Genomic DNA, 11,460 nt, shown 5'->3' on the forward strand with positions numbered 1-11,460 from the left:
AGTAAAGAGTCCCCAGTCCCCAATTCCTATTCTTCCACAGGAAAAAACTCCTTAGACTTACGAGAATAAGACCAAGCAATTCCATCTGGATCACGGCTACGACTCCATTCGGGAAAATCTGGGTCGTTGCGATGTTTATAAACAGTGCTGGAATAAACACTTAATCGTTTGGCCAGTTCAGATTGGATGAGAGAGCCAAAAACTAACTGTTCTTCCAGAGGTTTTTTTACTTCCTCATGGTTGACTTCAGGTAATGATTCAGATTCTGGTTCTTCCTGCTGGGGAATAGTTTCCGGTGGTGCTAAGAGCGATCGCAACTCTTTAGTCACAGGTTGAGCAGGATGTTTTTCTACAGCCTCACTACTATCAAGTATATTTCCCAGAATACTGGCATTTATAAAGTAGTATGAATGACTGTCATTTTCAGTATCTAGTACACTAGCACCAAATTCCTTAGCCTTTCCATCTAAGTAGCGTTTTGCCTCATTTCCAGCAAAATTACCTCGGATTGCCAAATCCACAGGTGTAATTTTGCCTTGGTTTTCCCGAATTAACTGATAAAAAAGTGGGTTAACTTGTTCACACCACTTTTCCCATCTATATTGCTGCCAAAGGTTTAAGCCCATTAACAGCAGCAAAACAATCAACAAAATTCTCCAGGTAGAAACCAGGAAAATAATCAAAAACGAAATTGGCAAAAGTAGAACGAGAAAAGTCTTCCCGTTGTTTTCTATTGTTTTTTCACTCATGCTGATTCACGCCAAGTGAATTTTTGCGAAATGATATATCATCTTGGCAAAAATTGTGACATTTTTTTGTATCCTTTGGCAAACTTCTGGCAAATTATTCGGCAAAAGTTAACATTAGTAAGTGTTATGGACTTCAGAGCCTGGAAAATATCTACCCTGGGTTTGAGATTTAACCTGATTTTTTGCCAAAATCAACACAAAAGTTTCCCAGTCAAAAAAATCAGTCCCAACCAGAAATTATAAAACGGGATTAGCTATTGCATCAGCGATCGCTAGAACTCATGGAAGAGATATTAATTTCACTATTGATAATCTGTGGTCTGAAAATGCACAGATTATCTAAGACTTGGCTTAAAAGGGATAGTCAAATATCCCCCTAGACGCATCCAGTTATTGATCTGAATGGGTATTAATCAAATGAAATCTGCAATTTAAGCTATGGATATCTTTTACTACCTGCACCCACTACACCGATTTTATGCCGATAGGAGAAAATTGGCCATCAAAAGTTATCTATCTGGTGATGGATAATAAATAGAAAATTATATAACTTCAAGTAGAAGAAGGCATATTTAAAACATATTTTTGTGATTATTGTGATTATTGCTGTTTTTCTATCCTAAGTTAATCATGTAATCGTTCAAAAGAAAGATGGAAAATATCTAGTGATTATGCGAACCTGTGATTAGTAACAAATACGACTGATAACTTTGGCGAGGATAACTCATAATGGTAGCAACTTTAGATGATACCAAAAGAAATGCAATTGCAGTAAAATTGGCAGATATGAAATTACTGCAACAGTTGATTATTGAGAATGAAGAAAGATTTTTGAGAGAATGTACTGATGGAGAAATTGCTGATACTCTTCGCAAAATGCTAGATGATGACCACAAAAATCAAGGTATTCTTGATACTGTAGTGGTTCAATATGGCATCCAAAAAAGTGCAGATTCAACCGCAGAAGACGTAGTGCAAACAATTCGCCAATTAATGCAAAGTCATGAATTGAGTTTTTTTGAAAAGGTATTTCAGCATGAGTTATTGAAGCATCAACAAGTAATGAATGGGATTACAATTCATAAAGCTGCACAAAAAGTTGGTGCTGATGTCATGGCAGCAATTGCTTCTTTAAATACTATCAATTTTGAAAATCGCGCTCATCAAGAACAACTGAAAGGAAGTTTAGAAATTTTGGGTGTGCGGGAACTGACAGGACAAGATGCAGATCAAGGAATTTGGGCAAGAGTTCAAGATGCGATCTCCGCTATTAGTGGTGCAGTAGGTAGTGCTGTCACCCAAACTTCTGACAAACAAGATATGAATATCCAAGATGTTCTACGCATGGATCACAATAAGGTAAATATCTTGTTTACAGAATTGCAACAAAGCAATGATCCTCAGAAAATTCAAGAATATTTTGGACAAATTTATAAGGATCTGAGCGCCCATGCAGCAGCAGAAGAGGAAGTTGTTTATCCTCGAATACGTCCTTTCTATGGCGATGCTAACACTCAAGAATTATATGATGAACAAGCTCGCTGGGGTCCAATGTTTGAGCAATTGAGAGCTATTAGCCCTTCTGCACCAGAATTTAAAGACAGACTTAGACAGATATGGGATGAAATTGGCGACCATATTCGTCAAGAAGAAAGCACAATGTTTGCAGCTATTCGGAACAACATGAGTAGCAGAGAAACTGAGGAATTAGCTACACAATTCAAAGTTGCTAAAAGTAGAATTCAAGAACAAATGGGAGGAAAGAGAACTACAGTAAATGTCTAGAATTTCCCAGAGACAGAGAATTATATTCCCGACTTCTATCAGAAGTTGGGTTTCTTACTGTTTGTGATCTAATTTACCCTCTGCCCAACATTCTCTTTACTTGTTCTGATTGTAATGGTTTGCGTTCTATGTTCTGAAAACAATCAACTTTTTTTAAGTATGTAGTCGCAGTCTTGAAATTACTTAGATTTAGTAAAACCATGTCTTCATAGACTGAATCTTGAGGAATTTTAATATCTACAAATAATTCTTCTAGTTTATTTTGGTCAATCGCAAATTTCAAATATTTTAAAAATACTTCTCGCTTTTTAGAGCGTACAGTTAACAAGTACCAATTGTTACTAATGGGTTGTGGTAATGATGATTCTAGAGGTTCTATTGGTGGCATAGTATGGTAAGTTTTTGTTGCTCTAAAAAGTTGTCACTTATTTGGAAACGTGTGTTGATCAATAGCAGCCAAAACCAGATTTTTTAACTTACTATTAATCAAAACAGTATAGCAGCAATTTTCTTTAACTTCACCTCTAGTAATAGATTTTTTGATCACAACATTCATGCAGAACCACTCTCCGCAGTTGGTTAACTACGCAGGAGATTAAAAGCTCAAAAATATTCAATATCGTGGTAGTTTATTTAGATTGCCAATATTTATAAGCTGCATAAGCTAAGGTGACAACCCCGGTAATAATTGCAGATTCATCAACCTCAAATTGCGGATGATGCAAAGGATGATTAATGATTTTATCTTTATAGCCTACACCCAAACGAAACATCGAACCGGGGGCGTATTCTAAATAAACAGAAAAATCTTCAGCCCCAAGGGAAGGTTCGGGTAAGACTTGGATAAGATCGCTAGTCCACGCTTCTTCTGCTGATGATTGTAATAATTGTGTCAGGGCGTAATCATTTTGGACACTGGGTACACCTTGACGATAATTAACTTGATATTTTGCACCGTAAGAATTGCAAACATTAGAGACAATATTTTCGATCCAACTTGGTAATTTATCGCGAGTTTCAGGATGGAGCGATCGCACTGTACCTAATAACTGTACCTGATCAGCAATGATGTTAGGCGCTCTCCCACCACTAATCTTACCAATACTTAAAACTACTGGACGCAAAGGATTTTGAGTGCGACTGATAGCTTGTTGTAAGGCGGTCATTACCTGGGACGCAATCCAAATGGCATCAATTGCTTCATGCGGACGCGCCCCATGTCCAGATTCACCGATAATGATAATTTCTAAATCATCCGCTGCGGCTGTCAACGCACCATAACGAATACCAATAGAACCCGCAGGAATAGAAGGAAAAACATGAACTCCTAAAATAGCAGCAACATTATCCATCACCCCATCTTTGACCATCCAGTTTGCACCTTGGGCAATTTCTTCAGCTGGTTGAAATAAAAACTTCACCTTACCAGCCAATTCACCTGCTATTTGCGACAGCACCATTGCTGTACCTAAACCTACTGTAGCATGAACGTCATGTCCGCAAGCGTGCATCACTCCTTTTGTCCGAGAAGCATATTCCAATCCGCTACGCTCTTGGATGGGTAAAGCATCCATATCAGTACGAATTGCCAACACCTTCTCACTATGTTTGGTGCTTTGTAATTCACCAATCACACCAGTTTTGCCCACTCCTTCTTCCACGTGCAATCCACTAGAAGACAATACACCAGCCACAAAAGCAGCAGTTTGATACTCTTGTCCACTTAGTTCTGGGTGTGAGTGAATATGGCGACGAATCTCCACCAAGCGGGGTGCTAGGTTATTTGCTATATCTTTAATTCGGGTCAGCATTTCATTTATTGTAATTGATCAGTGTTGTTTCCATGATAGATAACCGCTAACCAGTAAAATGCTCTCTCTTGACAGGAAAAAAGGGCTTTGGCGTTCCTCCTCATCTGGTTGAATTGTGAAGAAGATATAAAAATTCAGAAAATTATAATACTAAGACTAGCCAAAGCCAAATAAATGATATAAAATTTATCCTAGAGACTATACCGAAAGACCTATAGACTACCAATTATGTGGTCCCCCTGGCTCAAAGAAAAAAGCAGCTAGGGGGATCTTGTTTTAACCGTTATAGGGGTTGAGCATTGCTAAACCCTTGTCAGTTTCTGTATTTAAGTAAATATTGAAACGCTTTGGTTCAAGAATTAATTTGACAAAACTTATTTTAGCGCCAGTTGCATATTCTCAGATTCCAGAGATGGATTTTCAATTAATAAAATAAACCTTTTCTGATAAATAGAATAAATTTGATCCGCGTGGTTGATTATTAATATCAATTCTGTCACAACCATCAATAGTAATCTGGTATGATCTGGTAATTTAATTATTCCCAAAAATCCACATTTAGCATTGCATCAATATCACAACTAAATGGCCATGTATCAGGAAATTCACACTGTGGATAACCCTTACGAACAAGTTTAAGAGAATTTGCATAAGCCTTATCAAATACTTCGATAAAATAGGGTTTTAGACTTGGTGAATCTGCTAATAACTCTTCTATAGCAATCCTTTGTTTAATAATAAATTCTACCCAACCACGATAACAATCAGGCATATTCACATATTTTCGCTTGAGAATATGCTCTAAAAGTTCTCTGAGTCTACTTTCTAATTCACGTTTATCTGAACGTCCCAAACTGTCTATTTCCTCAATTAAATTATCAAAATCTAAGCCATCAATATCCCTATTACGTAATTTTTTGACTATATCTTCAATCCAGAGTAAATAATCTTGCTCATATAAAGATACTTCTGTTCGTACCTGCGTCATTTTTTTGTGTCCTAATTTGTTACTTAATCAAAACTCAATATCAATAGTATCAGAAAACCAATCATCATCAATTAACTGTTCTAAAGTATACTGATGATTTTTTATTTGTTCTAAAGTCATTTCATAACAGGCTAAATAGTCTGTTTTATATAAACTTTTTACGTTGGTTAAGTTATTTGTACTTAAAGTTTGCATATTTTGACCTCAAGAAATGATATTTTTTAATTATAAACCATAAAAATCGAATCCTCATCCAAAATTTCCTCTATCCTAATTTGCTGTTAACCCATCGGGGGAAACTGCACTGTCTGAGTTAACATCTGGTTACAAATTACAAATTATCTCCATCCCAACCAACGCAAACAAGGAACAATTAAGTAATAACTCAACCCTAAGCAAAGACTAATTAAAATAGCAACAAAATCCAAAAAAGCTATATAATTCAATAACTCTAACCAGCTTGGTGGATTGGAAAAATGGATAAATGAAATTTTCACCCCTAGATGAATGAAACCTGCGACAATATTGGCACTACCAAAAGCAGTTATAAAAGCGTAAGCTAGGTAATGGCTGCGAAGACCTAAACCCAAAGTTAGCATCGAAATTGATACTAACATCCAGGCAATTAATCCTTCAGGTCCATTGTGTGGTTTAATAAACTGCCAAGTTATCCAACCAGAACTATAGCCTATTAAACCCATCATGGCTGATACTAAAAATCGTCGCTTTTGTCCAAAACTTCCTGATAGAGTAATTCCCCAAGCAGTTCCTAAACCAGCAACTGCATAGATGATAATTTCCTTTGGGTTAGAGGGTTGAAAATTAGGGATTAATTCTGGTAATTGACGTAATATAAATTCTGCAACAACAGCACCTAATTTAGTCTGATAAGCCAATAAAAAACCAGCGATAGTTCCCAAACTAGCACCTATTCCACTCAAAATCATCGCCCAAATTGTAGCCAGACAAGCTCTTAAGAATTTGAAAATTGCTTGCACTGTAAATAGTGTTGTGTTACCCACAGTTTGGGTAAATTGGGTAACAGTTTGGATGAAGTTATTTTTGAGTTTGGTAAAAAATCCTGGTTGTGATCCTGCAGGGACAATTTGTAATAAGCGTTTTTGAATAATAGCAGCATGGGCTGGACGCGATCGCACATCCGTTTGGATCATCTCATCTAGTAAATCTGCAAGTTGGGGGTTAACATTGCATTGATTACGCCAACGCAATTCACCAGTGATAGAATCTTCTAAATCCTGGGGATACTTACCGGTGAGTAATTCAATCATTGTTCGTCCCAAAGCATAAAAATCTGCCGCAGGACCAACATTACCACCAATTATTTGTTCTGGTGGACTATAACCAGATGAAAATAATCGTGTAGAAGGAGAATGCGATCGCAATATCGCCCCACTAAATTGTTTAGCTCCACCAAAATCAATTAATACTAATTGTTCTGCTTGTAAAGGTGCGCTAGGTGCAGGAGTACGCAGCATTAAATTAGAAGGTTTAATATCCCGATGAATAATATGGCGTTTGTGCAGTTCCTGTAAAATTTTGACAGCTTGAGCAAACCAATTTAACACCAAATCTTCTGGACATCCTTGAGGATAAGTTTTGCGAATTTCTTCTAAATTATGGCCATCAATTTTTTCCATCACCAGACAAGCCAACTGGTGCGGTTTAGGACTAGTCAAATTGATTTGAAAATAGCCATCAGCATCAACTTTAGGAACACCAGGATGGTGGAAATTACTTAAAACCTCCGCTTCTTGGATAAATAATTCCCAAGCCTTGGGAGACTCTTCCACCAACACTTTCAGCACCTTTTCAGTTTGAGTTTTGGCATCCCAAACTGTATAAATTTGGGCAAAACCCCCCGAACCCAAAGGTTGAATCGGGTAATAGCGATCTAATAAGTGCAACGGTGCGCCACAACTATTACAAAATTTGTTTCCCCAGGGTTGGGGATAGGGACGTTGACAGTTAGGATTTATGCAGTTAACCGCACTCTGATTTATCTGGGTCAAAACCACGAAAATACAAAGGCTGAATTGATTTTAGCGCCTCTTTTGTCTTCTTTACTCAACTTCATTTGTGGCTTCGATAAATTTTTGCTGGCGTTGTTGAGATTTTCCCTCTCCACTCTTCACAGGATGTAGTGAACAAAATACAGCAGGTCCAACAGGTTGAGTATCAGGTTCATAAATTGCTGCTGCTTGTCGCTTTTTTTCTTTTGTTGACTGTTTATTTTCACAAGGCATAATTACCCATCAAGTTGCCACACTTGGGATAAAAACCACTAAGCTGATAATATAGTAGGTTAAAACTTTACTAAAAATTCTGCCTGGAGCGTAAAACCAGCGGTTAAAACTTGCTCACTGCCTAACTACGTCGTAATTACATTATGTTTGATGCACTATCTGACCGTTTAGAATCTGCCTGGAAAAAACTGCGGGGACAAGATAAAATCTCTCAATCCAATATTCAAGACGCTTTGCGCGAAGTGCGTCGGGCTTTGTTGGAAGCAGATGTTAACCTCCAGGTAGTTAAAGATTTTATTGCTGAAGTCGAAACCAAAGCTCAGGGAGCCGAGGTCATATCTGGCGTGCGTCCTGATCAACAGTTTATCAAAATTGTTCATGATGAACTGGTGCAGGTAATGGGGGAAGAAAATGTTCCCCTGGCAGAAGTTGAAGGTAAAACCACTGTTGTGCTGATGGCAGGTTTACAGGGTACTGGTAAAACCACCGCTACGGCTAAATTAGCCTTACATTTACGCAAATTAAATCGTAGTTGTTTGTTAGTCGCCACAGACGTATATCGTCCCGCCGCAATTGATCAGTTAATTACACTGGGTAAGCAAATTGACGTACCTGTGTTTGAGATGGGCAGCGATGCTGATCCCGTAGAAATCGCCCGTCAAGGTGTGGAACGTGCCAAGGCTGAAGGCATTAATACAGTAATTGTTGATACTGCCGGACGCTTACAAATTGACCAAGACATGATGGCGGAATTAGCCCGTATCAAGTCAACTATTGCACCAGACGAAACTCTGTTAGTAGTGGACGCAATGACGGGTCAAGAAGCCGCAAATCTGACTCGCACTTTTCACGACCAAATCGGTATTACCGGGGCAATTCTCACCAAAATGGACGGTGATAGCCGGGGTGGTGCGGCTTTGTCAGTCCGGCAAATTTCCGGTGCGCCGATTAAATTTATCGGTGTGGGTGAAAAGGTCGAGGCGCTACAACCCTTTTATCCTGAACGGATGGCTTCCCGGATTTTGGGGATGGGTGATGTTCTCACCTTGGTAGAAAAAGCCCAGGAAGAAATTGACTTGGCAGATGCCGAGCAAATGCAAGAGAAAATATTATCGGCAAAGTTCGATTTTACCGACTTTCTCAAACAGTTACGCCTAATGAAAAATATGGGTTCATTAGGTGGGATCATGAAGTTGATTCCCGGTATGGGTAAGCTTTCTGATGACCAATTGAAACAAGGGGAAACCCAGCTAAAACGCTGTGAATCTATGATCAATTCCATGACCATGCAAGAACGGCGTGATCCTGATTTATTATCCAGTTCTCCCAGTCGGCGGCGACGCATCGCTTCTGGTGCTGGTTATAGAGAGTCAGATGTTAGTAAGCTGGTGGCAGATTTCCAAAAAATGCGATCGCTCATGCAACAAATGGGTCAGGGAAATTTCCCCGGTATGCCCGGAATGTTCGGCGGCGGTGGCAACCCCCTAGCCGCAGGAGGAAATCGTCCTGCTGCCGGTTGGCGCGGTTATCCCGGTGGCGCACCACCAAACAAAAAGAAAAAGAAAGAGAAAAAGAAAAAAGGTTTTGGCACTCTTTAGGCATTGGGGATTGGGGATTGGGGATTGGGGATTGGGGATTGGGATAGATAGAAAGTTATTCTCCTCTGCTCCTACTTTCTGACTCTAATTACCTGACAACTGACCACTGACACGTGCTAGAATGATCATTTAATTCACAAAATCACCACCTACAAACCCACAGGAGAACGAGTTCTCAACATGATCAAACTGCGCTTGAAGCGATTTGGTAAAAAGCGGGAAGCAAGTTACCGCATTATTGCTATTAACAACCTGTCTCGTCGTGATGGTCGTCCCCTAGAAGAACTAGGATTTTATAACCCCAGAACTGATGAAGTCCGTCTAGATATTCCTGGCATCGTTAAGCGACTACAACAAGGCGCTCAACCTACGGATACAGTTCGTCGCATTTTAGTAAAAGCTAACGTTTTTGAACAAGTCAGTGCAAACGCCGCATCATAATCTGGAGATGACATTATTAACAGCCAGTCCTAACTATGTTGGGCTGGTAAAATTTCTTGTGCAGCCGTTTTTAGAATTTCCAGAGTCTTTAAGCGTCGATTGTGAAATGTCTTATGCCCTTAAACGGGCTTGGATTCGCATCGCTTTTGACCCTACAGACAAAGGAAAAGTCTTTGGTCGGGGGGGACGCAATATTCAGGCAATTCGCACGTTAATTGCGGCAGCAGCAGAATTCGCTGGGCAATCAGTATACCTGGACATCTACGGCAGCAATACCCAAAGTCGGGATGGTATGTCTTTTGATGAAGAACAAGAAGAAAGAATAGCTCCACCAAAATCGAGAGAAAGAAGTGGAGATATCCCCAGACCTGTTGCTAAACCCCGCTTCCGCTAGGTCTAAACTGGTATTTTTGAGGAGACTCAGCCAGTAAGCAGTTCTGGAATGGAGACAGGTGGCAACAAGATTGTCAAATCTTTTCGCAATTTCTGGTTACTATAACGGGATTGTTGATAAAGTATAGACATTTGTTGCCAGCCTATTCTCAAAATCTATAGGATTTTAGATTTGGGATTTTAGATTTGGGATTTTAGATGGGAAAAGATTTATTGATTTAGATAACTGATTTTTTCAACATATTCCAGGTTAAAGTATTGTAAATTCTTATGAAAATTCGAGAAAATTCTCTAAATTATTTTGTTGCTGACTTCAGGAAAATATCACTTTGATTAAAAACTGCTCCTCACTTAATTATTAAAAACTATGGCAGGTGCTTTCACAATTCAACTGCCTAATATTCCCAGTGCGATCGCTCTGGCTGGATATGGGGAAGCAAATCTCAAGTTTCTATCTCAACAAACAGGTGCTAATTTAGTTCTGCGCGGACAGGAATTGCTAATTGCTGGCCAAGAAAAGCAGGTTGATCTGGCAGTGCAATTAGTGCGATCGCTGGAAAATCTCTGGAGTAAAGGCAATAATATCTCAACTGCTGATATTTTAACAGCCCGTCAAGCAATAGATAGCGATCGCCAAGGTGAACTCCAAGACCTACAACGCGATATCCTCGCTAAAAGTCGTCGTGGTCAAGAAATTCGCGCTAAAACTTTCCGTCAACGACAATATATTGAAGCTATCCGCAAACGCGATCTCACTTTTGGTATTGGTCCTGCGGGAACTGGTAAAACCTATCTCGCTGTTGTCGTCGCTGTTCAAGAACTGCTATCTAATCAATTTGAACGCTTAATTTTAACTCGTCCTGCGGTGGAAGCTGGGGAAAAATTGGGATTTTTGCCAGGAGATTTGCAACAAAAAGTTGACCCCTACCTCCGTCCTCTTTATGATGCCATTAATGAATTTATCGACCCCGAAAAAATCCCTAATTTAATGGAACGTGGTGTGATTGAAGTTGCACCATTGGCATATATGCGGGGACGGACTTTAAATAACGCTTTTGTGATTGTCGATGAAGCCCAAAATACCACACCAGCGCAAATAAAAATGGTTTTGACTCGTTTAGGTTTCGGTTCACGCATGGTGATTACAGGTGACATCACACAAACCGATTTACCACTGCACCAACAATCGGGATTAACAACAGCTTTACAAATTTTGAAGCACGTTGAAGGGATAGCTTTTTGTGAATTTACCCAAACAGATGTTGTCCGTCATCCTCTAGTTCAGCGAATTGTTGCTGCTTACGAACAATACGAAAAATAGTAATATCCGTTTCTCTGAATTAGCATTGACAAGATGTTTTTTGTGCTATGATTCTTTTATCTGAAATTCCGCTGCCGATTTTCTCCAAGCTTCAGAAAAATTAAATAAAA

At 39.2% G+C, this 11,460-nt stretch carries 12 protein-coding genes; 5 read left to right on the forward strand and 7 right to left on the reverse strand.

All coding sequences use genetic code 11. The features are described from left to right. Nucleotides 1-26: 26 nt before the first annotated feature. Complete coding sequence (locus tag VB694_RS22935; protein WP_323362654.1) at nt 27-749, reverse strand: hypothetical protein; 723 nt, start codon at nt 747-749, stop codon at nt 27-29. A gap of 729 nt (nt 750-1,478) precedes the next feature. Here VB694_RS22935 and VB694_RS22940 point away from each other — a divergent pair. Then, on the forward strand, nt 1,479-2,534 hold the full coding sequence (locus VB694_RS22940; protein WP_323362655.1) for a hemerythrin domain-containing protein: 1,056 nt from the start codon (nt 1,479-1,481) through the stop codon (nt 2,532-2,534). Between the two features lie 73 nt (nt 2,535-2,607). On the opposite strand, the gene VB694_RS22945 is transcribed toward VB694_RS22940, so the two are convergent. From VB694_RS22945 to VB694_RS22970, 6 genes are all read right to left on the reverse strand, one after another. Next, nucleotides 2,608-2,922: a chromosome segregation ATPase gene (locus VB694_RS22945; RefSeq protein ID WP_323362656.1), complete on the reverse strand. Its 315-nt coding sequence runs from the start codon at nt 2,920-2,922 to the stop codon at nt 2,608-2,610. Between the two features lie 241 nt (nt 2,923-3,163). Then, nucleotides 3,164-4,345: a M20 family metallopeptidase gene (locus VB694_RS22950; protein WP_323362657.1), complete on the reverse strand. Its 1,182-nt coding sequence runs from the start codon at nt 4,343-4,345 to the stop codon at nt 3,164-3,166. A gap of 538 nt (nt 4,346-4,883) precedes the next feature. Further along, entirely contained in the window at nt 4,884-5,333 is a 450-nt protein-coding gene (locus VB694_RS22955) for a DUF29 domain-containing protein (RefSeq protein ID WP_323362658.1), read from the reverse strand. A gap of 27 nt (nt 5,334-5,360) precedes the next feature. Beyond that, a complete protein-coding gene (locus VB694_RS22960; protein WP_323362659.1) occupies nt 5,361-5,528 on the reverse strand; it encodes a hypothetical protein in 168 nt (55 codons plus the stop codon). 143 nt (nt 5,529-5,671) lie between these two features. Continuing rightward, nucleotides 5,672-7,369 (reverse strand): serine/threonine-protein kinase, encoded by a 1,698-nt coding sequence (locus VB694_RS22965; RefSeq protein WP_323362660.1) that lies wholly within the window; start codon nt 7,367-7,369, stop codon nt 5,672-5,674. 45 nt (nt 7,370-7,414) lie between these two features. Further along, nucleotides 7,415-7,597, reverse strand: coding sequence for a hypothetical protein (locus VB694_RS22970; RefSeq protein WP_323362661.1), 183 nt, complete (start codon nt 7,595-7,597; stop codon nt 7,415-7,417). Nucleotides 7,598-7,740: 143 nt separating this feature from the next. On the opposite strand from VB694_RS22970, the gene ffh reads away from it, so the two are divergent. The 4 genes from ffh to VB694_RS22990 all read left to right on the forward strand — a co-directional run bounded on the left by ffh (nt 7,741) and on the right by VB694_RS22990 (nt 11,350). Next, entirely contained in the window at nt 7,741-9,195 is a 1,455-nt protein-coding gene (gene ffh, locus VB694_RS22975) for a signal recognition particle protein (protein ID WP_323362662.1), read from the forward strand. A gap of 180 nt (nt 9,196-9,375) precedes the next feature. Continuing rightward, the gene (rpsP, locus tag VB694_RS22980) at nt 9,376-9,636 is read left to right on the forward strand and encodes a 30S ribosomal protein S16 (protein ID WP_323362663.1); all 261 of its coding nucleotides are present in this window, start codon (nt 9,376-9,378) and stop codon (nt 9,634-9,636) included. A 7-nt stretch (nt 9,637-9,643) separates the two neighbouring features. After that, a complete protein-coding gene (locus VB694_RS22985) occupies nt 9,644-10,030 on the forward strand; it encodes a KH domain-containing protein (protein WP_323362664.1) in 387 nt (128 codons plus the stop codon). A 366-nt stretch (nt 10,031-10,396) separates the two neighbouring features. Then, entirely contained in the window at nt 10,397-11,350 is a 954-nt protein-coding gene (locus VB694_RS22990) for a PhoH family protein (RefSeq protein ID WP_323362665.1), read from the forward strand. The last annotated feature ends 110 nt before the right edge of the window (nt 11,351-11,460 follow it).

The organism is Anabaena sp. UHCC 0451 (assembly GCF_034931405.1).
In the GTDB taxonomy this organism is placed as follows: domain Bacteria; phylum Cyanobacteriota; class Cyanobacteriia; order Cyanobacteriales; family Nostocaceae; genus RDYJ01.

Coding starts and splice junctions, on each gene's coding strand:
- VB694_RS22940 (WP_323362655.1), top strand. CDS start 1,479: ATGGTAGCAACTTTAGATGATACCAAAAGAAATGCAATTGCAGTAAAA.
- VB694_RS22945 (WP_323362656.1), bottom strand. CDS start 2,922: ATGCCACCAATAGAACCTCTAGAATCATCATTACCACAACCCATTAGT.
- VB694_RS22935 (WP_323362654.1), bottom strand. CDS start 749: ATGAGTGAAAAAACAATAGAAAACAACGGGAAGACTTTTCTCGTTCTA.
- VB694_RS22985 (WP_323362664.1), top strand. CDS start 9,644: ATGACATTATTAACAGCCAGTCCTAACTATGTTGGGCTGGTAAAATTT.
- VB694_RS22955 (WP_323362658.1), bottom strand. CDS start 5,333: ATGACGCAGGTACGAACAGAAGTATCTTTATATGAGCAAGATTATTTA.
- rpsP (WP_323362663.1), top strand. CDS start 9,376: ATGATCAAACTGCGCTTGAAGCGATTTGGTAAAAAGCGGGAAGCAAGT.
- VB694_RS22960 (WP_323362659.1), bottom strand. CDS start 5,528: ATGCAAACTTTAAGTACAAATAACTTAACCAACGTAAAAAGTTTATAT.
- VB694_RS22990 (WP_323362665.1), top strand. CDS start 10,397: ATGGCAGGTGCTTTCACAATTCAACTGCCTAATATTCCCAGTGCGATC.
- VB694_RS22950 (WP_323362657.1), bottom strand. CDS start 4,345: ATGCTGACCCGAATTAAAGATATAGCAAATAACCTAGCACCCCGCTTG.
- VB694_RS22970 (WP_323362661.1), bottom strand. CDS start 7,597: ATGCCTTGTGAAAATAAACAGTCAACAAAAGAAAAAAAGCGACAAGCA.
- ffh (WP_323362662.1), top strand. CDS start 7,741: ATGTTTGATGCACTATCTGACCGTTTAGAATCTGCCTGGAAAAAACTG.